The organism is Thiomicrospira sp. S5 (assembly GCF_003991075.1).
In the GTDB taxonomy this organism is placed as follows: Bacteria; Pseudomonadota; Gammaproteobacteria; order Thiomicrospirales; family Thiomicrospiraceae; genus Hydrogenovibrio; species Hydrogenovibrio thermophilus.
In genome coordinates, this window is record NZ_CP014470.1 from 2,221,909 (window position 1) to 2,247,195 (window position 25,287).

Below are 25,287 nucleotides of genomic sequence, written 5' to 3' on the forward strand. Positions count from 1 at the left end.
AAAAAACTAGGATTTCGCGCCGGGAAACACAAAACAGACAAAACCGCCAGGCCTGGCGGTTTTCGATTTTGGGGCCTTGCAATACGCCCATAAAAAAAGCGGCCCAAAGACCGCTTTTTCAAAACCGTACAAGACTCGGAAATCAAATCTTGAACTGGTGGACCAGTTGATCCAACTTATCCGCCAACTGTTGCAGACGATTACTGGACGATTCAGTATTGACGGTACCTTCCACGGTCCGCTCGGTCACATTATGGATTTGATTAATGTGCTCGTTGACTTCTTTGGCCAAACCGGTCTGAGACTGGGCCGACGTCAGCATTTCCGAACTCATTTTGTTAATATCGTCCATCAAAATCACCACCGGACTCAACACGCGCTCGACCGTCATCACCGACTCGTAGCCCGACTGAGTGGTTTCGCGCCCCAGCTCGACCACTTTCACGGTCTCATGCGTGGCTTTACGAATCTTCTCGATCACACGTTCAATCTGAACCGTAGACTCCTGAGTTCGTTGCGCCAGACCGCGAACTTCGTCGGCCACCACGGCAAAGCCACGCCCGTGTTCACCAGCACGCGCCGCTTCAATCGCCGCGTTCAAGGCCAACAAGTTGGTCTGTTCGGCAATTTCGCGAATCACATTGATGACCGTGCTGATGGTCTGGCTGTCGTCGCTCAACTGCATGACGGCCTGGGTGATTTTTTCCATGCCTTCAGACACATTACGAATGTCTTCCGCGGCATCCTTAACCACCTGGCCACCTTCTTTGACTCTGGCCGCCGCCTGATCCGTGGCACGCGATGTATTGTGCGAATGGTCTTCCACACTCTTCGCTTTCTCGGACATGCTCACCATCGAATGCGTCAATTGATGCGACGCCGCCAACTGCTGTTCCGCGCCTTCTTTGGCTTCATGCGACACTTCCAACAGGCCGCGCGACGAAATTTCCAGTTCGCGAACCGTTTCCGTCACTTCACGCAATGTATCCTGAATACGACCAATGAACTCATTGAAGTAACGTGCCAAATCGGCCAGTTCATCTTTGCCGTCCACATGCAAACGACGAGTCAGATCGCCCTCGCCGTAAGCGATGTCTTTCATCGCATTGGCGGAACGAATCACCGGGCGCACCACGGAGTTGGTGACTTTACGCGAAATCAGCATGCCCACCAACTGGCCGATGACCGACAAGCTCAACAACAAGATGAGGTTGCGCAGAGTGCTGTCCAATACATCCTGACTGGTTTCTTGCATATGGCCGACGGAGCTGGTGGAAATGGTTTCCAAATCGTGTTCCAGCGCCAGGAAAACCGGCTGAATCTGGTTCTTCATCATCCAGGTGTCCATCCGCCACTTCGGTCCCTGATGAATCTGCTTCAAACGCATAAAGTTTTCACGGTAAGCTTCATAAGCGGTCTTGGCTTTTTCCACCCCGTCTTCTTCTTCCAACGTCAGTTCGTAGTCCTGTTGGGTCATCATGAACTCCAAGGCACGCTCGAACGAATTCAGATAATTTTCCGTATCCGCCGCCATGCCTTCGTTACGGAAAGCCACATAGCCGCGCAAACCGCTCAGCACGTTGAGCCAATCTTTCTGCATGCCCAACAAGGTATTGAGAATCGGCTGACGCTCGGCATTCAAATCCGCCAGTTCCGAGTTCAGCATTAAGTTGATTTGCTGCTGGATAATCACGGCATAAGGCATCATTTCGCGATTCACGAAATCGAAGGCCGGGAACTTTTTACTGCGATCGGCTTGGAACACCTGTACCTGCTCGATGAATTGCGGCAAGCGTTTCAGGTCTTCTGAAATACGTTTCAAAATCGCCATATCTTCGGCCGAGGTTTCACCACTCATCTTTTCGGTCAGTTGGACCAGCATGGCTTCGGATGCTTCGATGCCTTTCGCATAGGATTGGAGGTTTTCCGAATCGCCGGTCAGCATATACATGCTCAAGGCATTCATGCTTTTTTCCAGCACATTGGTCATGGCATTGGCTTGCAGCGCAATCGGCTGACGCACTTCCACCACTTCTTCCACATTCTGACGCACAATAAACAAATTCACCGCGGCCTGAATGGTGATAATGGCCAATACCGCCCAAATCACCCCGAAGCCGAAACGCATTTTTTGTTTAATGGTGAGTTTCTGTAAAAACTTTTCCATATCCATTCCACTTTGAAACCATTGATTCGATAGTGGCAACAAGCAAGGCCAGTGCCACTTTAAGAAACGTCTTTTCAGAGCCGATTCTTAAAAAACCAAAAAACCTTTAAAAACAATAGATTTAGCATCTAAAAATGAAAAAAGCCACATCAGTGGCTTTTATAAAAATACAGTTTTTTCCGTATGTTCGTCAAAATTTTGTCATGATTTTCTCTCGACCCGGTAAAAAATACCACATCGTTTCCAATGGCAAAATCACAAGCAACGTCATCTCTTTATCTCATTTCCGAGTTCTGCTCGATTTAATCGCGATACGGATAATGCCCTCGGGCAATCAAGCCGCCATCCAGCGTCAGAATCGAACCGGTCATCCATTCCGTGGCGTCGGACAATAAATAGGCCGTCGCCATCCCCATATCTTCGACCGTACCATAACGTCCGGCGGGCATGGCACCCACCCATTTACGTTCCATTTCCGGACGATACAACACATCAAACGTTCGTTCCACCGGCACCACACCGGGTGCCAGTACATTAACGCGCACCCCGAACTGCCCCCATTCCACAGCCTGAACTTTGGTCATGGCATCCATGCCCGCTTTGGAAGCGGCGTAAGCGGCAAACCACTCGCACGTCGCCTGGCCGTGAATGCTGCTGTTATTGACAATCGCACCTTTATGCCCGGCTTGCTTACAGGCATCGGCAAAGGCGGTACTCAACAAATACGGCGCCTGTAAATTCACCGCCAGGGTTCGATTAAACTGATCGCCCTGTTTGTCTTTCAAACTCAGGGATTTGGTCACCACTCCGGCATTATTCACCAACCCGTCCAACCCATCGAAAACCGACCAGGCCTGGTCAAAAAAGGGCTGAACCAATGACAGCTCCGCAAAATCGCACCGCAAGACGTCCGCTTCGGCCCCCATCGCCTGTACCGCTTCAAGCGTCTGTTCGATACCGGTCTCATTGCGGTTGTAGTGCAACACCAACCGGCATCCGGCTTGCGCCAAGACTTTCGCCATCCCGGCACCGATACCGCTCGATGCGCCGGTAACCAGAATGCGTTTATGCTTTAAATCTGGAAATTGTGGTGTCGATGTCACGCTATTCGTCATGCTTGCTCCTTTCAGTATTATCATGCCTCAAGACGTTTTCGCCACCTGTTCCAATTCCGCGACAATGCGTTCAGTGGCGGCTTTCGGCGCGCCGGCTCGAATCGATTCGGAAGCGTCGCGGCAGACGGTTTCATCCAACCAATGCTGTAATCCTTGAACCAATCGCTCCGGCGTCAATTCGGTTTGCTGAATCACTTCCCCACCTTTCAAATCCACCAATGCGCCAGCGTTCGCCGTCTGATGATCGTCCACCGCATGCGGATAGGGCACCATAATCGCTGGACGAGCCGCCGCCATCAGTTCCGAGACCGTCAGAGCACCAGAACGGCAAATCACCAAATCGGCTTCACGATACGCTTGAACCATATCGTCAATAAAAGGGACGACTTCCGCCTCGACACCTGCCTCAGCATACGCCTGTCGTGCGGCGCCCAACGTTTTTTCGCCCGTTTGATGGCGCACCCAAGGGCGCACGTCCGGCGGCAACAACGCCAGGGTTTTCGGAACCGTTTCATTCAAGGCCAAAGCCCCACGGCTACCACCCACCACCAACAGCTGACGCGGATGGTGCGGTGTCACCGTCGGCAAGGTTTCCAAACCTTCGCGAACCGGGTTGCCAAGCTGAACGACCTGACGGCCCTGAATTTTGTGTTGTGGAAAGGCGCAAATTACCCGTTTGGCAAACGGCGCCAATAGCTTATTGGTCAACCCGGGAATGGCATTCTGTTCGTGCAGCACCAGTTTTTTGCCTAGGGATAAGGCCGCCAAGCCGCCCGGGCCGCACACAAAACCGCCCATGCCAAGCACCAAATCCGGCTGCGTCCGCAAAATAATCTTTCGGGCCTGCCACCAGGCGCGTGCAATATTAAAAGGGGCTTTGAACCAACCGATCAGTCCATTGCCGCGCAACCCTTTAATGGAAATTTCATAAAACGGTAACTGTGCCTGTTCCACCCAGTTCTTCTCCATTCCACCAGCCGTACCCAGCCAAACCGTTTCCACGCCCTGCTTTGCCAAGGCCTGTGCCACGGCAATACCCGGAAACACATGCCCGCCGGTTCCGCCGGCCATAATCAACACCCGTTTCATCTCGTGGCCTCCCGCTCGTTTTCACGTGCCTCTTCCGGTTCCAGCGCCGACAAGGGTTTTTGTTTGGTTTCATAATCGACGCGCAGCACCAGCCCCAATGCCGCCATCAAAATCAACACACTGGAACCCCCATAACTCATCAAAGGCAAGGTCAGGCCTTTGGTGGGAAAAAGCCCCAGGTTCACGCCCATGTTAATCATCGCCTGCAACACCACCCAAATACCGACACCATAGGCAATCAAACCGCCGAAGTATTCCTGCTTCTCAAACGCCTTTCCACCGATGCGGAAACAACGGTGCAGAATAAACAAATACAGCAAAATCAGAAACGCCACACCCAGCAACCCGAACTCTTCGGCATAGATCGAGAACAGAAAGTCGGTATGCGCATCCGGCAGATACAACAGCTTTTGCACACTTTCACCGATACCGACCCCAAACCATTCACCACGACCGGATGCAATGAGCGCCTGCGTCAACTGATAACCGTGACCAAACGGATCGGACCAGGGGTCGAGGAAATTGGTCACCCGCGCCATACGATACGGCGAGGTAATGACCATCATCACCAGCAAGGTGCCGATTGGCAAAACGGTCATGGCAAAGAAACGCCAAGGCGCGCCGGCAATCAATAACATGCCTGTAATAATGACCGCGATCACGAAGGTACTGCCGAAATCCGGCTCCAATAAAAGCAAAATCGCCATCACCCCGAACGGCAACGCCAGGCGAATCACCGCTTCAAAACTTTCCCGCACCGCCGTGGCATGGCGATCCAGATAACCGGCCATAAACACCACCACAGCAATTTTCATAAACTCGGATACCTGAAAATTCATCACAATGAGCGGCAACCAACGTTTACTGCCGTTGATTTCCCGCCCGAAAATCAGCACTGCCACCAACAGAATCAACCCCAGAATAAACAATTGACCACGGTGTTTTCGCCAAAAAGACAGCGGCATCCGAAAAGCGATGTAGGCGGCCAAGGTACCCAATCCCATGGAAAACAACTGCCGCAGAAAATAATGCGTGTCGTCCCCGAAACGTTTTTCACTGATGGCAATCGAGCTTGACGCCACCATCGCCAGCCCCAGTGTCATCAGCACCGCAATCGCACCGATCAACCAGTAATCGGTCTGCCAACCGGCGCTGTGTTCACGCCAATCCCGAACGCTCATGGCGCCACCTTGGGCAAGCCGCCCACGGTTTCATGCACCCAATTTTCAAAGGCCAAGCCTCTTTCAACGTAATTTTTAAACTGGTCAAAACTGGCACACGCCGGTGAAAACAATACGATATCGCCTGCTTTCGCGACCGACTTTGCCAACTGAATGGCCTCTTCCAACGTTTCCACAAACACGGTTTTAGCCGGCGGCAAGCTCTGAGCAATCAATTGCCGATCCCGACCAAACAGGACCGCCTGACGGCAATACTGTTCCACCGCGTCGCCCAATTCGGAAAAGTCGGCGTCTTTACCGACACCACCGGCCAATAAAATCACTCGGCCTTTCGAGGCTTCCGCCGCGGACTCAATGGCCGTGACGGTAGCGCCGACATTGGTGCCTTTGGAATCGTTAATCCACTGAACCCCGTCCGCCTCCAATACCAATTGTGTACGATGCGGCAGACCTTGAAAATGGCTTAGGACCTTTTCAAACACCGCATCCGACACCTGAAACGGTCGACATAAGGCCATCATCGCCAAGGCATTCAATTGGTGATGCATCCCCTGTTGCGCCATCGCAGAAACCGGCACCGACGGATGATCCTCCCAACCCAGCCAGGCCTGGCCGTTTCGGGTAATCAGACCATAACGTTTTTCCGGCAGACGTTCGGCTTCCATCAGTCCGAAACGCACTTCTTCATCCGGCTTCGCCATGTGCAGAGTTTCAAATTCCAGCGGCAACACCGCCAGTTCGGTATCGTTGAGCACCGTCATTTTCGCTTGAATGTAATCTTCCAACCCGACATAGCGGTCCATATGATCTTCGGAAATGTTCAGCACCGTCGATGAAATGGTCTGCAAAGAGTAGGTGGTTTCCAGCTGGAAGCTCGACAGTTCGAGCACATAGACATTGAATTCGGTGTCGTCGGTCAACAAATCCAGCGCCGGACAACCAATATTGCCGCCCACACCGACTTGATAACCGGCTTCACTCAAGGCTTCCGCCACCAAGGTGGTGACCGTGCTTTTCCCATTGGAACCGGTAATTGCCACAATCGGTTGGCCGGCAGCACGCGCAAACAACTCGATGTCGCCAATGACTTCCTTTCCGGCTTGAATACAGGCTTTGACCCAGGGTTCGGACTTGGCAATGCCCGGACTCAATACGATGGTATCGATTTTATCGCACCAACTGGATGGAATCTGCCCGGTCTTGAACTGCACTTCAGGAAACTGGGCCTGAAGTTCACTCGTGTCAAGCTGCTCACGGGTGTCGAAAGCGTAACAGGCTTCGCCCTGACTGGTGAAATATTTCAGTACACTTTGGCCGGTCACTCCCAACCCTGCAACAAGATACATGGCAACCCTTTTTTGATTTACGTTCTGATTAACTTGCTGGTTAATTTCTTATAGGTGTTCAAACACACTTTTATTTTCGAATGCGATTCGTTAACGAATTTTCAAACTGGCCAGACCGATCAGCACCAAAATAATGGTGATAATCCAAAAACGCACAATGACCTGCGATTCGTGCCAGCCTTTTTGTTCAAAATGGTGATGCAACGGCGCCATCAAGAAAATGCGCTTGCCGTTTCGTAAACGGTAAGATCCCACCTGCAAGATTACCGACAGGGTTTCCACCACGAAAATACCGCCCATAATGAACAGCACCAATTCCTGGCGCACCGCGACCGCCACAACCCCTAAGGCCGCGCCGATTGCCAGAGAACCTACATCCCCCATAAACACCTGCGCCGGGTGCGCATTGAACCACAAAAAGCCTAGCCCGGCACCGGCCAGTGCGGCACAGAAAATCGCCAATTCACCGACGCCCGGAATATACGGAATCTGCAAATAGTCGGAAAAATACAAATGCCCGGACATATAAGCGAACACACCCAAAGCACTCGACACCATCACCGTCGGCATAATCGCCAAACCGTCTAGCCCGTCCGTCAGATTCACCGCATTCGAGGTGCCTACAATCACAAAGTACGCCAGCACCACGGTCCAGGCGCCCAGATAAATAAAGGTGTCTTTCATATATGGAATCAACAGCTGGGTTTCCGCCGGCACCTTCGCCAGAGCATAGAGACTGTAAGCGGCTACCAACCCAATCACCGATTGCCAAAAGAATTTGGTCCGCGAACGCATGCCGTTCGGGTCTTTGTACACCACTTTTTGATAGTCATCAATAAACCCGATAATGCCGAATCCCAACATGGTCAGGGTGGCAATCAACAAATAGTGATTGCTCAGATTGCCCCACAACAACACCGCAATGGATACCGAAAACAGAATCATCACCCCGCCCATGGTCGGGGTACCGCTTTTCACCAAATGACTTTCCGGCCCGTCCAGACGCACGCTTTGTCCGACCTTCAGGCGAATCAGCCAACGGATGACTCTCGGGCCGATGATGAAGGAAATGATCAAGGCGGTCAACACACTCATGATGGTGCGCATAGTAATGTAGTTAAACACCCCGAACCCGGAAATGAATTGTGCCAAGTAATCCGTCAAATAAATTAACATGCTGATTTCCTTAAATCTGCTTCAGGGGCCTTCACCCGTTATCATTCCGATCCGCCACCGTCGCCACTATGGCTTGGCTGACCTTTTCCATTTGTGTTGAACGCGAACCTTTCACCAAAACATTCTGAACCTGGTTTTGTTCGAGTAATTGAATCGCACGAGCGATTAAAGCGTCTTGCGTTTCAAAATACTCACCGCCTTCGCCAAACGCCTCCGGCATGGATTGCGCGGCCACCCCGAATACCAACAAAGACGCCACACCTTTTTCCTTGGCGTAACGGGCCACGTCCTCATGCAGACTTTGCGATTCGGCGCCCAATTCCGCCATGGCCCCCAAGCAAGCCACCGACTCACCCGGCAAGCCCGCCAAGGTTCGAATCGCCGCCTTGACCGACGCCGGATTGGCATTATACGTATCGTCGATTAAGACACCCTGCGGTAAGACTGACTTTTGCAAGCGTCCCGCCACACCATCAAAGTCTTCCAGGCCTGGCTGAATTTGTTCCCACGTTAACCCGACCGCCAAACACGCGGCCACAGCCGCCGCCGCATTCATGGCATTATGAAAACCGAGCATCGGCATGCTGGTCTGAACCGAACGCTCCGCCCCGTCCAGACAGGTCAACCGCAAGGTGAAATGGATGCGATCATGGTTTTGCTGAAACGCCGCCAAACGGACATTGGCCTGCTCGCTCTCTCCGAAACTGAACACCTTTAAATCCAGACGTTTGGCCTTGGCGCACCAAACCTCAAACCCCGGCGAATCCGTATTCAGCACGATGGTGCCGCCCGGTTTCAAACCGTCCATGATTTCACCCTTGGTTTCGATCACCCCATCCAGCGACCCGAAACCTTCCAAATGCGCGCCCGCCGCCAAGGTGATGACGGCAACGTCCGGGCGGGCGATCTTGGTCAAATAATGTATTTCCCGGTGATGATTCGCACCCATTTCAATCACCGCGTAATCGTCGGACGACGTCAATTCGAGCAAAGTGCGTGGCAAACCGTAATCGTTATTTAAATTACCCGCCGTCGCCAACACTTGCGCCTGCTTGGCGAGAATATTCGCCAGCAAGGCTTTGGTGGTGGTTTTACCATTGGAACCGGTCACGCCAATCAAGGCTTTCAATTGCATTTGCTGACGGTGCCAGGCGGCGAATTCCCCCAGCGCGATGCGAGTGTCTTCGACCAACACCGATGGAACAATCGTTTCCACCGGTTCGGAAATCAACACCGCTACCGCGCCCTGTTTGACCGCTTCGGCAATAAAGGCATGGCCGTCAAAATTGGCGCCTTTCAGGGCCACATACAAAGCCCCCGATTTCAACGTCCGCGTATCGGTACTGACCGAGTCGAACCGAATCGGGTCTTCCCCCAACAGCTCCCCCGTCAGGACACCGTTTGTCGCCTCCACCAATTGTGATAATGTCCAGGCCATTTGCCTATGCCTCCCCTTGTCTTGATAACGATTGGAACGCCTTTTCCACGGCGCCTTGATCGCTCATCGGCCATCGCTGACCATTGATTTCCTGATAATCTTCGTGCCCTTTCCCCGCCACAACGACCACCGCTTGCGGTCCGGCTTGTTGGATGGCGGTGGCTATCGCTTGCTCACGGTCATGAATCACGTCGGCCGGTTTATCGAAGCCGGCTTGAATATCCGCCACAATCGCTTCAGGCGATTCCGACCGCGGATTATCATCGGTCAAAATCACATGACCACTCAATTGAGCCGCCACTTGACCCATGAGCGGTCGTTTTCCCTTATCCCGATCCCCGCCGCAACCGAACACGACCCATAAGTCGTTTTCTCCAGTCGGTAAATGTTGCCCCACCGCCGCCAAAACAGCTTGTAAGGCATCCGGTGTATGAGCGTAATCAATCACCACCGTTGGTTGATTTGGGCGCGTCAACACTTCCATTCTGCCCGGCACGGCCCGTAAATGTGTGACGGCTTTTTGAATATCGCCGGAATCCAAGCCGCAGCACCAAACACAACTGACAGCGCATAATAGGTTTTCCACATTAAACCCACCCATCAGCGGCAAATCGAAATCGCACTCACCGACAGGCAATTGCAACCGGCCTTTCAAGCCCGTCGGTTGAAACGATACCGATTGTAAACGGACATCCGCATTCGGCGCCACTTGGGCGTAAGTCAAAATACTTTGATGGGCTTTTTCAGCCAAATCCGTACCGGTTTCATCCTCCAGATTCAACACCTGACAGCGGCTCGGATAGGCCTCGAACAATTGTTTTTTTGCGGCACGGTATCCGGCTTCGGAACCGTGAAAATCCAAATGATCCCGAGTCACCTGCGTCAAAGCCACCACATCAAATTGCAAACCGGCAATGCGGTTCAAACTGACGGCATGGGACGAGACTTCCATCACCACATAATCGACCTGCTGTTCCGCAAAACGTGCCAGCCACTCGTTCAACACCAGCACTTCCAAAGTCGTATTACGACTCGGCTGCAGATCACCAATCAAACCATTGCCCAGGGTGCCCATTAAAGCCACTTTGTAACCGGCTGACTGCAACAATTGGCCAATGTAATGACTGGTCGATGTCTTACCATTGGTGCCGGTAATGCCAATGATTTTCACCCGGCGACTCGGATCGTCGTAAAACCATTTCGCCAGGTCCGGTAAACGGTTTTGTAAATTCGGTACCGAATACACCGGGCACTTCAGCCCAGAAACATCAAAATCCGCCAGGCCTGCCTCATCGGTTAGGATGGCGCTGGCGCCCGCTTGTTCGGCTTGACCGGCAAACGTCATCCCGTGACAGGACACGCCCGGCAGCGCGATAAACACCGTTCCAGCGTTCACCCGCCGGGAGTCGATGGTCAAACGCGTGACTGAATGGCCTGCAACTCCGGAAACCTGCAGCCTCAGAAAGTCGAACAACGCGGACAAGGTTTTCACGGTGCTCCCTCCTCCAGAACTTCGTCCGGTGGAATGTTATTCAAGCGCAACGCTTCCTGCATCACTTCGTGAAAAACCGGCGCCGCCACTTTCCCACCATAATAAATGCCGCGACTGGGTTCGTTAATGGCGGTGACCATAATGTATTTTGGATTCGACACCGGCACAATGCCGGCAAATAACGAAATGTATTTATTCTGTTCGTAGCCACCGATTTTGGTCCGGTGCACCGTGCCGGTCTTACCGGCCACACGATAGCCTTCAATATTGGCTTCCGGTGCCGTGCCCTTGCGCGCCGCCACCTTTTCCATCATCGCCAGCACTGCTTCCGCCGATTCCTTGGACACCACTTGCGTACCTTCCGGCACCTTGTTCAACTTCAAAAGACTGACCGGTTTGATTTTGCCTTCATTGGCGAAAATCAAATAGGCCTGAGCCAATTGCATCAAATTGATATTAAAGCCATAGCCGAATGAGGCCGAGGCCTGGTCGATTTTCTGCCATTCCGTCGCCGGACGAATAAATCCGAGGGTTTCACCCGGCAGGAAAAGCCCCAAATCCTGGCCGAACCCGACGTCATGATACATCTGCCACTCTTGTTGCGGTGTCATCTTAAACGCGATTTTACTGGCCCCGACATTACTGGATAATTTGATCACTTCACCCGGGGTAATGACGCCGTGATTGCGGGTATCGGTAATGCGTTGTCCTTGAATGCGCAAGGAACCGGGACGGGTATCGATTTCATCATCCAAGTGAAGCACGCCCAAATCCAACGCTTTGGCGACAATAAACGGCTTGACAGTGGACCCCGGTTCAATGCGGTCCGCAATCACACGGTTTCGCAAGCGGTTGCCGGTCAATTGGCTGCGATCGTTCGGGTTAAAGCCCGGCAAGGACACCATCGCCAGCACTTCCCCGGTTTGGGCATCCAAAATCACCGACATAATGGACTGCGCCTGGTGACGAATAAACGCTTTTTTCAACGCATGATATAAAAAGAACTGCAGATCTTCATCAATACTCAGCACCAGAGGCTGGCCGGGTTCGGCGGGTTCAATGTCTTTTACGAACTCAATGACCCGCCCCGCACGGTCTTTAATGATCTGTTTTTTACCGGCATGACCGGACAGCCAGTCATCATAGGTTTTTTCAATGCCGGCGATGCCGGTATCATCGATATTGGTAAAACCAATCAGGTGCCCGACCACTTCACCGGCCGGATAATAACGCTTATATTGGTTTTGAACATACAACCCGGGTACATCCAAATCTTCAATCTGCGCGGACAGTTCCGGCAGGACCCCGCGCTCGACATACATAAAACGCCGATTTTTCTTTGCCAACACCTGACGGGTAAACGTTTCCTCCGAGACATTCAGCAGTTTCAACATCTGTTGATAGGCGTGGTACTTAGCGTCTATCAACGCTTTGCGCTTCGCCACCTGCTGAGTGGTGAGATTCTCCTTGAGCAATTGCGCCTGCTGCTGAGCCGGATCTAGATAAAAGGAGAGAATTTTCGGATCGACCCAAATCGAGTCAATCGGCGTGCTCAACGCCAACACCTTGCCGTTCCGATCGTAAATTTCACCGCGCGGTGCGGGAATTTCCAGACTGCGAATCTGACGTTTATTGCCTTCCGATTGTAAAAAGTCGGCTTCCAGAATCTGAACATGGAAGGCTTTTGCGAAAATGGCCGAAAACAATAAGACAATCAAGCCATAGATAATCCAATCCCGTCTAATTTTGGTGTTCGACTGCAGGTGCATCTTTCTTTTCCAAAATAATGGTTTGGGCGTTGTGATTTTCCGGCGTTTTATCCAAAGTCATTTTCAACTCGGTACGAGCAATGTGCTCGACACGGGCCAAAGCGGTCAAATGATGCTTTTCCAATGTCAGCTTGCCATGCTCTTCATGCAAAGCAACTTCTTGCTTCAAAGCACGTGCATACTGGGTTTCCAAGTGACGAACCTGATGTTGAACCAGAATAATGGCAATGAGGGAAATTAAAACGATGACAAGCAAAAGGAGCGCAAGAAGCCCACGCCAGTTCACAGAAGAAAACTGGCCCAGACTGGGGAGTTTTTGCGACACCATTTGCAAGTGTTTGGAGCGTGCTAAACGAGTTTAGCGACGCCGATTACGATTAATCGACTTGGCGACGCAAGAACGCCGGAATGTCCAAGTAGTTGGAACTGGAATCCACGCTGCCGGTGACACCCCCGTTCACAACCATTTTCGGACGAACCGTTTCCGGTGATTTGGACACCTCCGGTGCAGCCTCGGCTTTCGGCGCGGCATGGCGTTGCACTTCTTGTTTTTCTTCGGCTTTGCTGGCTTCAACCGCCTGCAAATTCGGCTTCACCACTTCCGGGCGTTTGGCTTCCGCCACTTCGCACAAACCGGTTGCCACGACAGTGACACGAATTTCATCATTCATGCTTTCGTCAATCGACGTCCCGATAATGACCTTGGCATCTTCCGACGCCACTTGATCAATCACGTCACCCACTTCGTTGAATTCACCCAGGGTGAAATCCAAGCCGGATGTAATATTGACCAACAGACCGCGCGCACCGGAAACCGAAATGTCTTCCAGCAACGGGTTGGCAATCGCTTTTTCCGCTGCTTTCACCGCACGGGCTTCACCAGTCGCATGTCCGACACCCATCATGGCGACACCACGTTCCGTCATTACGGTACGCAAATCCTCAAAGTCGACATTGATCATGCCCGGACGAGTGACCAATTCCGAGATCCCTTGCACGGCACCGTGCAATACTTCGTTGGCGTAATCAAACGCTTTCGCCAATACAAAATCTTTTCCAAGCACCTTAAGCAACTTGTCGTTCGGCACCGTAATCAAAGAATCGACATGTTCTGCCAACTGCTGAATACCGGCTTCCGCCACCTTGCCACGACGCTCGAAGCTGAACGGCTTACTGACAACACCGACGGTTAAGATACCCATTTCACGGGCGGCTTGTGCAACAACCGGAGCAGAACCGGTTCCAGTGCCACCGCCCATACCGGCAGTGATAAACACCATATCCGCGCCTTTCAGCGCTTCTTTCACCTGTTCGATATTTTCCTTGGCGGCTTCCATGCCCTTTTCAGGATTCGCACCCGCGCCCAAACCATTGGCACCCAACTGAATGCAGGTTTCGACATTGGCGTTTTTCAACGCCTGAACATCGGTATTAGCACAGATAAAATCGACGCCCTCGACTTCCGAGCGCACCATATAATCGACGGCATTACCGCCACCACCGCCTAGACCAACGACTTTGATCTTCGGCATGCCCGCATCTGCGGAAATGGTTTCTTGTAAATTAAACTTCATGTGATACTCCCCTTAATCAACACAATGTTGCCATGACTTATCGAACCGCCGGCGTCAGCGAATCAATAAATTCGGTTACGCGATGCTGTCATCGCATTAAATTCGTTCGGCAATCCGCAAGACCGCACTACGCGATCGCGGATTCTCCTGGCATTCTTCTTCGGTTGGGAAAACCGGCTTCCCGACTTTCCGCAACACCGGTTCAACCACTTCCAGCTGAACCGGCGAATCCGGAAACAAATCCCGAATACGAGATTGGTCCCGGATAAATTGTTTGACGATTCGGTCCTCCAGCGAATGAAAGCTGATAACCGATAAACGCCCTCCGGGTGCCAACACCTCGACAGACGCTTCCAATACCGTCTTCAATACATCCAGCTCGCGATTCACTGCAATGCGAATCGCTTGAAACGTGCGTGTCGCCGGATGTTTGTTTTTGTCCTTTTTCGGTGTCGCTTTCGACACCAGTTCCGCCAGTTCCTTTGTGGTGTGCAAGCCATCGGCCGCCACCGCTTCTTTTATTTGACGGGCAATGCGACCGGAAAACTTTTCTTCGCCGTATTGCCGTAACACTTGTGCCAGTGTTTTTTCATCAACCTGTTTAAGCCACTCGCGTGCACTTAAACCACTTTCCGGATTCATCCGCATGTCCAAAGGTCCGGAACGCATAAAACTGAATCCACGTTCAGCCTGATCCAGTTGCGGGGACGACACCCCTAAATCAATCAAGACGCCGTCCACTTTTTCCAGCCAGTCGCGTTGTTCGCAATACTGCGCCAAACGCTCGAAACTGCCTTGCTGAATCTGAAAACGGTCATCCTTGAAATATTGCTGTGCGTATTGCACCGCTTCCGGGTCCTGATCAATCGCCATCAAACGACCATCCGGCCCCAGCTGATTCAAAATCGTGCGACTGTGCCCACCGCGTCCAAAGGTACAGTCCACATAAATACCATCTTGACGAATCGCCAACCCGTCTACGGATTCCGCCAGCATCACAGAGTAATGGCCGGCGTTTGTTGTCGACTCCGTCATATTACAGACTCAAAGTTGCCAGCGACTCAGACACCTCGCCCACACCGGACGCCGTATCCAACATTTCCGGACGACTGGCTTCCCAAGCACTTTGCGACCAAAGTTCGAATTTATTTCCCTGACCCAGTAAAATCGCTTCTTTTTCCAACTTGGCGTGTTCGCGCAACAGGCTCGGCAGCAACACACGGCCCTGGCCGTCCATTTCCATTTCCGAAGCATGGCCCAGCAACAGTCGCTGTACCAAACGCGCTTGTGGATCCATATTCGGCAGTGACATCAATTTGCGCTCAATCACTTCCCATTCATCCATGGTGTAGATCAGCAGGCACGGGCTATGCAAGTCAATCGTAGCGACAAGCTGATTATCACTCGCTTCCTCAATCGACTCACGGTAACGTTTGGGTACAGCCAAACGCCCCTTTGCATCGATATTGATTGAATTGATACCCCGAAAGAACAACATTTATTCCCACTTTTCGCCACTTTCTTCCACTTGTCGCCACTATATTGAACTTTGCAACCACTGTCAAGCGCCCTCCAACAAAGATTTTTGAATTTCTGTTTACAGACCAACAACTTAGCGACGTTAACGAATAGCGAACCGCCTTAGCATTAAAAATTTTTTACTTTTAATTTTCAACAAGTTACAAAACAAAACAAATAATTAAAATTAAGTACAAAAACTAACGTTTTGAAAACTAAAAACAAAGAAAGACTTGTGAGCCCTTTTGAGACAAAGCACTATATATAGGGTTTTTTATTTTATAAAACACCACATATAGAGCCAAAAATCCTAAAGGGGAAAAAGTGGTAATTTTTTGCAGGCAACTGCGTCGAAAGTGGCAAAAAGTGGTGAAAATTTTCAATTCAGAAAAAATAACAATATAAAGCCTGGCGCGACGCCAAAAGAAAAGGCCAAAAAAGCCTGAACAAGTTTGAAGAAACAACTTGGGGGAAATATAAGAGGGTCTATAAGCCGGGTTCTGTACCATTGCTGGTGGCAATCATTCATCTAGGAAGCGCATCACTGCGCCCCTCAAGCAACCTACCCGAAAACCAAGTACGAGCCGCACCTTGCCCGGCGAACCGGGCGCGTTTTCCTATTTGGTCTTGCACTGAATGGGGTTTGCCGTGCCACAAACGGTTACCCGTTGCGCGGTGCGCTCTTACCGCACCCTTTCACCCTTACCAAGAAACTTGGCGGTCTACTCTCTGCTGCACTTTCCGTCGGCTCTCACCGCCCAGCCGTTAGCTGGCATTCCGCTCTGCAGTGCCCGGACTTTCCTCGAAGCGAAGCCTCGCGATTGCCCAACCCTCTTACAGGCGCAAACTCTACAGTAGACCGTTGTAAAAGTCCATCAAATACCGATATAAAAACCTCTGATTTCCTAAAACAAAATCGCATTGCTATGATTTTGTTCCGGAAACATAAGAGCGTATTAGTCCATGGAAGCGATTAATCATAATATGAACCACCAGGATGGGAAAAAACCAAGTATCAACATTTGCAAGCCGTCAGCTTTTTTATTCGCCTTAGTGCTGACGGTTATTTTTATCCTCTTCAACTACTATTGATACTGTCTGAATTCTCATAAGCAAAGACTGAAATTTCTTCAGAGTCCCGAACAAATAGGCTGTTAAAATAACGGTCATGATTCGATTTCTCAAACTGAAAGTCCACCAGATCGGCCGCAAAGTCAAAGCCTCGCCGTTCCTGAACAAGTATTTCCCTCGTTTTCGCGACCGCGTTTATTGGGCCGGCGACCGTTTATCTTTTGCACGCGCCGGTTTCATCGGCGCTTTTTGCATGATGTTGCCGGTTCCCTTTCAAATGTTGCTGGGATCGATTCTGGCTTATTACACCCGTGCCAACATCCCGTTAGCCACGGCTTTGGCTTGGATCACCAACCCTTTGACCATGGGCTTCATCTGGTACGGCGGCTATCGGTTCGGCACCTGGTTGTTGGACACCCCGCCGTTGAAAAACATCGACCCGAACATCGAAATCGCCTCACAGCAATGGTTCAGCGATATTTTTCCGCACATCTGGCAACCGTTCTTTCTCGGCAATATGGTCCTCGGTGTCATTATCGGTACCATCTTCTATCTGCTGATTGCCCATTTCCACGGCATCCAACTGCTGAAACAACTGTTCCATAAACCGGCTAAATCCGGCCAATAAACCACCCAGCAAAGCCACTATCAAAACCTGCCAGGTCTGGCGGTTTTAGCCAGACAACCCTCCATAGTTCCCTGAAAAAATAAAAACTTCCGATTCACGGATTAAAAAAATCATCCCTCTAAAACACATTTCCGTCTACTCGGGAGTAAATTTTTTGCTAAAGTATCCAAAATCAACTAAATATCAACTTGTTAAAACTCGAATTAGGTTCCAAACACTTGCAAACTCTCGATTCTGTCCCACCTGCCCCGGAAGCGCCTGAAACCCAAGAGGATAGACGCCAGCACCCGCGATACGAGCGCGACTTCACCGTCACCCTCAATAATTTTCAGCTGGACGGCTACGACATTTCGCAAGGCGGCATTTCCTTTGTCACCGACAGCAGTGTCAAGGAATTTCAAATCGGACGGCTTTTTTCGAACGTGCAAGTTTCTTCCCTGAAAACCGAACCCTATAAAATCGAAGCATTGGTCATCAGCTCCTATCGCAGACGCCACGACCGCCACTACTACGGGGCTCGCCTGGTCAACCTTTCCGAGCCGGCGCAAACCTTGCACGATGCCCTGATTCAGGGCGGGGCCGGCCTCAATGCATTACTGGAAGACACCTGCGGTGCCGAAAAGTCCGGCATTTCCCCACATCTGGAAAGCCGCCTGGTCACCGCACTGGAGTTACTGAAACGGGTGTATGTGTACCATTTGCCGCCGGAACTCTTGGCCGTCAAGGAAGAGCTGTATCGACCCAATCCGAACCTGTCGCAAATTGAATCCCTCATCCGAAAAAGCCCCGAAACATTGGCGGAATTCATTAAAATCGCCAAAGATGCTTATCCGAAAAAATCCATCGACCAATTGATGAAGGTCCGCACCATTCTCAACCTGATCGGACTGGACAATGTATTCGAACTGTTCTCCTCCGCGATTCTGGTGCGGCAACACAATAACAGTCCACTGGAAAACGCGATTATGAAGCACGGCATGAACGCCGGTTTGGCCGCAGCGGAACTGTCCGATAGCATTGACGGCATCAGTCGCTCCGAGGCTTATCTGGCAGGACTTCTACAAAACATCGGAGCCGTTTTCCTCTCGAAAATCGACCCCATCGCCTATAAGCCGATTTTCCTGAAATCCCTGTCCAAACCCTATACCGCACGGCAACAGGAATTGGACATGTTCGACACATCCCACAGTGAAGCCGGGGTCATCATTGCCAAGAACTGGGACATGATTCCCGAAATCTATAAAGGAATTTTGCTGCACCACTCCCGCCACATCACGCCACAGATTCGCCAAACACACAACAAAATCTGCAACATGGCACTGTTGATGATGCTCAGCGATTTTGTCGCCTGCTCCGCCATGGGGCAAAACTACGTCAGCGACGAGCTCAAACAATCCCGCGATTACGCTCTCAGTCATTTGGACATCAGTCAGGAACACGTTCGTGCGGCTTACACCATGGTCATCACCACCGGCTATAAAGTCACCGACATCGCCGGACTTTAATGCTGTTCAAATCAATTCCACGTCATCGGCAATAAACAACCGAGATGAAACATTTTTCAGGAAACGGACAGGCCTTTATACCCTTTAGAGCGAAGACGTTTTATCGTAAGCCCTGAAAGGCACATGCCTTACTTCTTGGTCAGTTCCGAGGGTTTATCCGTCGTGAAAAACGACATGTCTTTCGCGAGAATATCGGCTTGATAACGTAAACTTTCCGCCGCCGAGGTGGTTTCCTCGACCAAAGCGGCGTTTTGTTGGGTCACGTCATCCAACTGGGTCACGGTGTGGTGCACCTGCTCGATGCCGGTCATCTGCTCGGCGGTTGCCGAGGCGATTTGATTGACCATTTCCGTGACACTATCGATGGACTGGGCAATTTGCTCCAACACTTCCCCGGACTTAGACGCTTGCTCACTGCCCTGTTCAACCCGCTTCACGCTCTCATCAATCAGCTGACGGATTTCCTTGGCCGCGTCGGACGACTTCTGTGCCAAGGCCCGAACTTCTCCGGCCACCACCGCGAAACCACGGCCATGATCTCCGGCTCTGGCGGCTTCCACCGCGGCATTCAACGCCAGCAAGTTGGTCTGAAACGCAATGCTGTCAATCAAAGTAACGATGTCGGCAATCTTATGGCTGGACTCCTGAATTGCGCCCATGGCGTCAATGGTGGCGCGCATCACCTGCATGCCATCCGACGCCTTGCCTTGTACCTCGATGGAAACGTGTGACGCCTGCTGCGAATGCTGGGCATTGTTCTTAACCACCTGCGTCATGTTTTCCATGTTCTGTGCCGTCTCCTCCAACGCCGCCGCCTGCTCTTGCACCCGGTCGTTCAAATCGTGCGCCCCTTGCGAGACTTCATCGGAAGCCGACGCCACCACGCGAGTGGCCTCGGTGGCTTGCGCGATGACTTCCGTCAAACGGTCCGACATCTGACCGATGCCATCGTTGATGCGTTCGATTTCCGGCGAGAACATCGAACCGCGCCCTGACTGCAACGCTACAGGCATCCGGCGTGTTAAATCGCCGGCGGCAAACGCCTGCATCACTCGAGTCGCTTCGTCCACCACACTGCGCAGCAATTTCATATTGTCGTTCTGACCGACATCGGTGGCGTATTTCACCACCTTATATGGTTGACCTTCGGTATCCAAAATCGGGTTATAGCTGGCTTCCAACCAAACGTCTTCGCCATTTTTCTTCACACGCTTAAAGGTGCCGGACACAAACTTGCCGTGGTTCAACTCATCCCAAAAGGCCCGGTATTCGTCGGTGTCGGCAGCCCCCGGCTCGGCAAACATCGCATGCTTCTGCCCTTGGATTTCCGCCAACGAATAGCCCATGGTTTTGCAAAAATTTTCATTGGCGGTGCGGATGGTGCCATCGAGTTCAAACTCGATCACCGCCATCACTCGATTAATCGCATCCATTTGTGCTTTGAATTCCAGTTCGGCTTCCACCTGTTCGGTAATATCGGAAGCGAACTTCACCACTTTTTCCACCTGACCTTGCGCATTCACAATCGGGTTATAGCTGGCCTCCAGCCAAACGGTTTCACCTTGGTTATTGACGCGTTTAAAACGCCCGGAGACAAACTCGCCCTTGGCCAGTTTGGCCCAAAAAGCGGCGTAGTCCGACGCCTGTGCAATCGACGACGGTACAAAAACTCGATGGTGCCGGCCGGCAATGTCTTCTAGAGCGTAACCGACGGTTTTCAGAAAATTGTCATTCGCATGGAGTACCTTGCCTTCCAAATCGAACTCGATGACTGCCATGGAGCGGTTCAAGGCATCGAGCACACCTTGCGCCGAATCATAACGTTTTTGCAACTGAGCATAATCATGCTTTAACTGTGAATTGAACATAGTTGTCCTAGTCGTATTTATTTGTTTTTATGCCGGAAACCAAGCTGGCTTTCAGCTCAGTATACCGATTTTATTTTATGAGTACAATTTTTGTATAATACCTGTACAACAATATTATTTAATCGATTCATAGAGGGATTTGAATCAAGGCTTGGGCACCACGGAGCCCGACGCCAGCACCTTTAACATTACGTCATTTTGCCAAGCGAAATATGGATTAAATGTCAAACGTGCATGCGCTTTATTCTCCGTCTCATACCCCCAGGCGGAATACCACACCTCTTCGCCATTCTCACACTGCTGATAATGCGCATCGGACTGGCCGTTCCAGCACATGCGAAACTGGCCGTTGATGCCATAAAGCGGATTATCCGGTGAAAACACCATCCCCATGTGCGAGAAGTTGCTGATACGCCATTCCGGCAAGGAAGCACTGCGCACCAATACGCGAGCATCCTCCGTTTCCGGCGGCGCGCCATACCAAATCAACCGGCTGTTCGGATTCGTGAAACGGGTTGTAAACAATGCCAACACCCGCTGAACATCCACCACCGAATCGGCTTCACTGACCACCACCAGCGTCGGCTTATCGAACGCTTTTTCCGACAGGGCGTTCAATACCGATTCGCTCGAGTAATAGTATTGCGAAAACCCGTTGGTGGGCATATTGCCATAACGCACGTAAATATCGTGTCGATATTTCATATCGGTTCGCAACCACGGCATCATGCCCTGCACCCAAGGTGCCAACCAATCAATCGGCGCATTGGACTCAAACGCCGGTGAAAACAACACCAGCCCGGCAATGCGCTCATCCTGCAACGCCAACTCGGTCACCAAGTTCGCCCCGGTTGAAAAGCCGCCCAGATACACCTGATCCACTTCTTGCTCTAATATCTCGGTTTGCTTTTTCAACAGCGCGCGCCATTGGTCGATTTGAACATTCAACATATCGCCCGGCCGAGTGCCATGCCCCGGCAAAAGCAGCGTGCGCACCAAGAACCCGTTTTCCGCCAACACCGGACCGATATCGGTAAACGAGTACGGCGAGTCACCCAAACCATGCACCAGCAAAATCCCCTTTTGCGGTTTTGTCGCCGGTCGCCACTCCTGCGGACTATTGGCCTCCACTTCCGCTGCGGGATCGTCGCTCAAAAACAGCCGGTGCTCCGTCAACCACTGACGGGTTTGCAAACGGTAATCGTCAAACGTCACCTGAGTAATCACCGGAAACGTCTTGGCCGATTGCAGTTCCGGCTTATCCGCCACGGCGGTGCAACCCACGACCAAACCGATCCAAGCCAACAGCAGCCCATTAGCCAACCATTTTCGCCAGTCCGTCATTTCAATAACTCTCCTTTAGAGCGTAATAACGTTCATCAAAACAACCTGATATCACGCCGTTGCAAGCCAGGCCTGGACATTTTTAATCAATAAGTCGGTATAGTATTTTCGTAACAAAATTCAAAAAAACCGTCACTGGAAAGAAACCAAGGTTACTGAGCGGGTTTCGACTTCACCGAACGCCCCGGTTTTTCCTCTAACGGCTTGTCCGGCCAGCGGTGTTTCGGATAACGCCCTTTCATGTCTTTCGCCACCTCAAAGTAAGACGTCTGCCAAAAATTGGCCAAATCGCTGGTGACTTGGATCGGGCGTCGCGCCGGCGACAACAACTCGAACGTCAAAGGCACCTGCCCCCAGGCCAACCGCGGGCTGGTCAGTTCACCGAACATCTCCTGCAAAATCACCGACACTTTCGGCGAAGCACCGCTGTAATCAATCCGCACCCGGTGCCCGGACGGCGTCGTGTAATGAGTGGGCGCTTGCTGGGCCAACACCTGCTGTTGCTCATAAGTCAATTGACTCTGCAACAGCATCAACACATCCAGCGACTGCAAGCCTTTGATTGTTGTAACACCATTCAAATAGGGTGCCAGCCAATCGTCAAGGTGCGCTTTTAGCCAGGCCTGGTCGAAATTGGGAAAAGGCGTTTCGTGGCCCGAATCGAACCCGGCCAGCCAATTGACCCGTTTTAACCAGGCCTGGGTGTTTTCGCGCCACGGCAACAAGGATAAATCTTCCGCCAGCAATCCCAACAAGGCGGCTTGCAAGGTCGCCGTATCCGGATTGTTCAGCGGCTTCTCCGACAGCAACAGCTTTTGCAACCAACGTTGCTGCACCGCCGCCAACTCGCCTTTGCTTTTATTCAAGCCTAGATAAGGCCGCTCTTCAATTTGCTCGGCAAATAAGGTTTCGATGTCCGCCACGTCCAAAGGCGCGGCCAGATAAATCCGGCCATCCTGACGCTGGCCGTCGAGTTGCGCCACCGCTAGCCAATCCTGTTGAGCCAGCGGATCAAATTCCGGCAACACCGCGCCTTTACCGTTGCTTAACTGGAAACGCGCCCCTTGCGCGCCACGGCGTTTTGCCACCCGGTCCGGATAAGCCAGTGCCACCAGCTTACCGCATTCGGCTTGCAACGCCGCCAAACTCAACGGTTGGCAAGGTGACGATTCATTCAATTTTTTAAGCGCGGAACGCGCGTTTTTCAAGGCCTGTTCCATCGCCGAGCGATGCACCGGGTAGGCCTGACACGCCGAAGAACGGTTTTGGCGATACGCCTGCAACGCCAGCAGCCTTTGAATTAAATCGGCGTCATCGCGCGTTTGCAGAACATCCCGTTCCGATAAAATCGCCGCCAAGTCGGTCGCCAGCGTTTTGGCCTGATTCGGCGACAAATCACAAACCGACTCGGCTTTCAAACACATCACCGCCAAACGCGGTGACCAACCGAACTCGGCCGCTTTACGGCCCCAGTCGGTCGCCTGCCCCGTGTCGGTCAATAAATCCAAGGCCATCAAGAGTGCCTGTGCCGCATCAAAATGCGCTTTGGGCGGCGGTGTCATCCAATTCAAATCCGCCGGGTTATGAATGCCCCAAATCGCCAACTCCAAGCACACCGCGCTCAAATCGGCCTGCTCGATTTCCGGCGGATCGAAGTCCGCCAATTGCAGTTGCTGGCTTTCAGTCCAGAGACGATAAGCCCGCCCGGCCGCCAAACGCCCGGCGCGGCCTTTGCGCTGTTCGGCTGAGGCTTTGGAAACCCGCTGCGTCGTCAGAGCCGTCATGCCGCTGGATACATCGTACAAGGCTTTACGGCTCAAGCCGCTGTCCACCACAGCGCTAATACCGTCGATGGTCAAACTGGTTTCGGCGATATTGGTGGCCAGCACCACTTTGCGGCGACTCTGCGCGTCCGGCACCAGCGCCAATTCTTGCTCTTCCGGTTTCAAAGCGCCATACAACGGACGCATCACCGTGTTCGGCCAGGGCGTTCCTTCCAAACGTTCCTGTACGCGGCGAATCTCACCCTGCCCGGCCAGAAACACCAGAATATCCTTTTCGGTTTCTTGCCAGGCCTGGCGAATTTGCTGAATCAGCGCCGGTAATACATCGCGAAAGTGCGTGGACGCCAACGGCTTCGGCAAATAGTGCTCCGATACCGGATAAGTACGGCCCGGTGCCTGCGCTTGTGCCACCGATGCGCCATTGGCCGCCAACAGGCTTTGAACCGCATCCAAATCGATGGTGGCGGACATGACCAATAACTTCAAATCGTCCCGCAGTGCGGCCTGAACGTCCAAACACAAACTCAACGCCAAGTCGGCATGCAAAGAACGCTCATGGAATTCATCAAAAATCACCAAGGCCACATCCGATAACTCCGGGTCTTGTTGCAAGCGACGCGTCAAGATACCTTCGGTGACGATTTCCAATTGCGTTTCGCGGCTCACGCGGCGTTCGTTGCGAATTTGATAACCGATTCGCTGCCCGACCGTTTCACCCAGTTGTTCCGATAGATAATAGGCAATGGATTTCACCGCCAAGCGGCGAGGCTCCAATAGAAGCACCTTACGTCCGTTCAGCCAAGGCGATTTCAGTAACTCCAACGGCACAGCGGTCGATTTACCGGCGCCCGGTTCGGCCTGCAAAACCAGGTTATCGTGTTCTGCCAAACCCTGCCGAATCGCCGGTAGAATGGGGATTATCGGCAAATCAGCCATCACAATATTCCAAGGAATTGCCCGACTCGGTGCCGACTTCTTTATAAGCAAAAGAACTTACATTTAAACTCATTAAAAATTTCTTTTATTTCAACAACTTATATAGACATAAAAAAATTAAGCTTTTAGACATTCAAAATTTCAAACCCAATCAACTCTTTGAAAATAAACAGTAAATTTTATATACCCTTTTTAAAAAAAAAGGAAATATGCGTTTTTTTGATTATTGCCAAGCCTTGGGCTTTTGAGTCTACTAAGCGAAATTTAGTTGTACAAAAAAGGTCTT

At 51.7% G+C, this 25,287-nt stretch carries 18 protein-coding genes and 1 other RNA gene; 2 read left to right on the forward strand and 17 right to left on the reverse strand.

The window, feature by feature from the left end; translation table 11 throughout:
* Positions 1-142: 142 nt before the first annotated feature.
* The 14 genes from AYJ59_RS10320 to rnpB all read right to left on the reverse strand — a co-directional run bounded on the left by AYJ59_RS10320 (position 143) and on the right by rnpB (position 16,702).
* Positions 143-2,167, reverse strand: a complete 2,025-nt coding sequence (locus AYJ59_RS10320) for a HAMP domain-containing methyl-accepting chemotaxis protein (protein ID WP_127120042.1) — start codon at positions 2,165-2,167, stop codon at positions 143-145.
* A gap of 302 nt (positions 2,168-2,469) precedes the next feature.
* On the reverse strand, positions 2,470-3,282 hold the full coding sequence (locus tag AYJ59_RS10325) for an SDR family NAD(P)-dependent oxidoreductase (RefSeq protein WP_127120043.1): 813 nt from the start codon (positions 3,280-3,282) through the stop codon (positions 2,470-2,472).
* A gap of 27 nt (positions 3,283-3,309) precedes the next feature.
* Complete coding sequence (gene murG / locus AYJ59_RS10330; protein ID WP_127120044.1) at positions 3,310-4,371, reverse strand: undecaprenyldiphospho-muramoylpentapeptide beta-N-acetylglucosaminyltransferase; 1,062 nt, start codon at positions 4,369-4,371, stop codon at positions 3,310-3,312.
* Positions 4,368-5,552, reverse strand: a complete 1,185-nt coding sequence (ftsW, locus tag AYJ59_RS10335) for a putative lipid II flippase FtsW (protein WP_127120045.1) — start codon at positions 5,550-5,552, stop codon at positions 4,368-4,370. The genes murG and ftsW overlap by 4 nt, the downstream gene beginning before the upstream one ends.
* Positions 5,549-6,898, reverse strand: coding sequence for a UDP-N-acetylmuramoyl-L-alanine--D-glutamate ligase (murD, locus tag AYJ59_RS10340; protein WP_127120046.1), 1,350 nt, complete (start codon positions 6,896-6,898; stop codon positions 5,549-5,551). The genes ftsW and murD overlap by 4 nt, the downstream gene beginning before the upstream one ends.
* A 90-nt stretch (positions 6,899-6,988) precedes the next feature.
* Positions 6,989-8,074, reverse strand: a complete 1,086-nt coding sequence (mraY, locus tag AYJ59_RS10345) for a phospho-N-acetylmuramoyl-pentapeptide-transferase (protein WP_127120047.1) — start codon at positions 8,072-8,074, stop codon at positions 6,989-6,991.
* 31 nt (positions 8,075-8,105) lie between these two features.
* Positions 8,106-9,512, reverse strand: coding sequence for a UDP-N-acetylmuramoyl-tripeptide--D-alanyl-D-alanine ligase (locus AYJ59_RS10350; RefSeq protein ID WP_127120048.1), 1,407 nt, complete (start codon positions 9,510-9,512; stop codon positions 8,106-8,108).
* A 4-nt stretch (positions 9,513-9,516) separates the two neighbouring features.
* Positions 9,517-11,004, reverse strand: coding sequence for a UDP-N-acetylmuramoyl-L-alanyl-D-glutamate--2,6-diaminopimelate ligase (locus AYJ59_RS10355; protein WP_127120049.1), 1,488 nt, complete (start codon positions 11,002-11,004; stop codon positions 9,517-9,519).
* Positions 11,001-12,773 carry a peptidoglycan D,D-transpeptidase FtsI family protein gene (locus AYJ59_RS10360; protein WP_237260323.1) on the reverse strand — a complete coding sequence of 591 codons (1,773 nt, stop codon included), beginning with the start codon at positions 12,771-12,773 and terminating at the stop codon, positions 11,001-11,003. Before AYJ59_RS10360 ends, AYJ59_RS10355 begins: the two co-directional genes overlap by 4 nt.
* Positions 12,745-13,101 carry a cell division protein FtsL gene (gene ftsL / locus AYJ59_RS10365; protein ID WP_127120050.1) on the reverse strand — a complete coding sequence of 119 codons (357 nt, stop codon included), beginning with the start codon at positions 13,099-13,101 and terminating at the stop codon, positions 12,745-12,747. Before ftsL ends, AYJ59_RS10360 begins: the two co-directional genes overlap by 29 nt.
* Positions 13,102-13,150: 49 nt before the next feature.
* A complete protein-coding gene (ftsZ, locus tag AYJ59_RS10370; protein WP_127120051.1) occupies positions 13,151-14,347 on the reverse strand; it encodes a cell division protein FtsZ in 1,197 nt (398 codons plus the stop codon).
* A gap of 96 nt (positions 14,348-14,443) precedes the next feature.
* Entirely contained in the window at positions 14,444-15,382 is a 939-nt protein-coding gene (gene rsmH / locus AYJ59_RS10375; RefSeq protein ID WP_127120052.1) for a 16S rRNA (cytosine(1402)-N(4))-methyltransferase RsmH, read from the reverse strand.
* Position 15,383: 1 nt separating this feature from the next.
* Positions 15,384-15,845 carry a division/cell wall cluster transcriptional repressor MraZ gene (mraZ, locus tag AYJ59_RS10380; protein WP_127120053.1) on the reverse strand — a complete coding sequence of 154 codons (462 nt, stop codon included), beginning with the start codon at positions 15,843-15,845 and terminating at the stop codon, positions 15,384-15,386.
* Positions 15,846-16,338: 493 nt separating this feature from the next.
* Positions 16,339-16,702: RNase P RNA component class A (gene rnpB / locus AYJ59_RS10385), an RNA gene on the reverse strand.
* 331 nt (positions 16,703-17,033) lie between these two features.
* On the opposite strand from rnpB, the gene AYJ59_RS10390 reads away from it, so the two are divergent.
* Together AYJ59_RS10390 and AYJ59_RS10395 are read left to right on the forward strand one after the other, a co-directional pair.
* Positions 17,034-17,564 carry a DUF2062 domain-containing protein gene (locus AYJ59_RS10390; RefSeq protein ID WP_038151899.1) on the forward strand — a complete coding sequence of 177 codons (531 nt, stop codon included), beginning with the start codon at positions 17,034-17,036 and terminating at the stop codon, positions 17,562-17,564.
* 218 nt (positions 17,565-17,782) lie between these two features.
* Complete coding sequence (locus tag AYJ59_RS10395; protein WP_127120054.1) at positions 17,783-19,069, forward strand: HDOD domain-containing protein; 1,287 nt, start codon at positions 17,783-17,785, stop codon at positions 19,067-19,069.
* 128 nt (positions 19,070-19,197) lie between these two features.
* Here the strand turns inward: AYJ59_RS10395 and AYJ59_RS10400 are convergent, their stop codons facing one another.
* From AYJ59_RS10400 to hrpB, 3 genes are all read right to left on the reverse strand, one after another.
* Positions 19,198-20,937, reverse strand: a complete 1,740-nt coding sequence (locus AYJ59_RS10400; protein WP_127120055.1) for a methyl-accepting chemotaxis protein — start codon at positions 20,935-20,937, stop codon at positions 19,198-19,200.
* 144 nt (positions 20,938-21,081) lie between these two features.
* Positions 21,082-22,281 (reverse strand): alpha/beta hydrolase, encoded by a 1,200-nt coding sequence (locus AYJ59_RS10405; RefSeq protein WP_127120056.1) that lies wholly within the window; start codon positions 22,279-22,281, stop codon positions 21,082-21,084.
* Between the two features lie 152 nt (positions 22,282-22,433).
* A complete protein-coding gene (gene hrpB / locus AYJ59_RS10410; RefSeq protein ID WP_127120057.1) occupies positions 22,434-25,001 on the reverse strand; it encodes an ATP-dependent helicase HrpB in 2,568 nt (855 codons plus the stop codon).
* Positions 25,002-25,287 lie beyond the last annotated feature (286 nt).

Bases quoted from the DNA above. Each gene is read 5' to 3' on its own strand.
- AYJ59_RS10320 (WP_127120042.1), bottom strand. From the start codon at position 2,167: ATGGAAAAGTTTTTACAGAAACTCACCATTAAACAAAAAATGCGTTTC.
- AYJ59_RS10325 (WP_127120043.1), bottom strand. From the start codon at position 3,282: ATGACGAATAGCGTGACATCGACACCACAATTTCCAGATTTAAAGCAT.
- murG (WP_127120044.1), bottom strand. From the start codon at position 4,371: ATGAAACGGGTGTTGATTATGGCCGGCGGAACCGGCGGGCATGTGTTT.
- ftsW (WP_127120045.1), bottom strand. From the start codon at position 5,552: ATGAGCGTTCGGGATTGGCGTGAACACAGCGCCGGTTGGCAGACCGAT.
- murD (WP_127120046.1), bottom strand. From the start codon at position 6,898: ATGTATCTTGTTGCAGGGTTGGGAGTGACCGGCCAAAGTGTACTGAAA.
- mraY (WP_127120047.1), bottom strand. From the start codon at position 8,074: ATGTTAATTTATTTGACGGATTACTTGGCACAATTCATTTCCGGGTTC.
- AYJ59_RS10350 (WP_127120048.1), bottom strand. From the start codon at position 9,512: ATGGCCTGGACATTATCACAATTGGTGGAGGCGACAAACGGTGTCCTG.
- AYJ59_RS10360 (WP_237260323.1), bottom strand. From the start codon at position 12,773: ATGCACCTGCAGTCGAACACCAAAATTAGACGGGATTGGATTATCTAT.
- ftsL (WP_127120050.1), bottom strand. From the start codon at position 13,101: ATGGTGTCGCAAAAACTCCCCAGTCTGGGCCAGTTTTCTTCTGTGAAC.
- ftsZ (WP_127120051.1), bottom strand. From the start codon at position 14,347: ATGAAGTTTAATTTACAAGAAACCATTTCCGCAGATGCGGGCATGCCG.
- rsmH (WP_127120052.1), bottom strand. From the start codon at position 15,382: ATGACGGAGTCGACAACAAACGCCGGCCATTACTCTGTGATGCTGGCG.
- mraZ (WP_127120053.1), bottom strand. From the start codon at position 15,845: ATGTTGTTCTTTCGGGGTATCAATTCAATCAATATCGATGCAAAGGGG.
- AYJ59_RS10390 (WP_038151899.1), top strand. From the start codon at position 17,034: ATGATTCGATTTCTCAAACTGAAAGTCCACCAGATCGGCCGCAAAGTC.
- AYJ59_RS10400 (WP_127120055.1), bottom strand. From the start codon at position 20,937: ATGTTCAATTCACAGTTAAAGCATGATTATGCTCAGTTGCAAAAACGT.
- AYJ59_RS10405 (WP_127120056.1), bottom strand. From the start codon at position 22,281: ATGACGGACTGGCGAAAATGGTTGGCTAATGGGCTGCTGTTGGCTTGG.
- hrpB (WP_127120057.1), bottom strand. From the start codon at position 25,001: ATGGCTGATTTGCCGATAATCCCCATTCTACCGGCGATTCGGCAGGGT.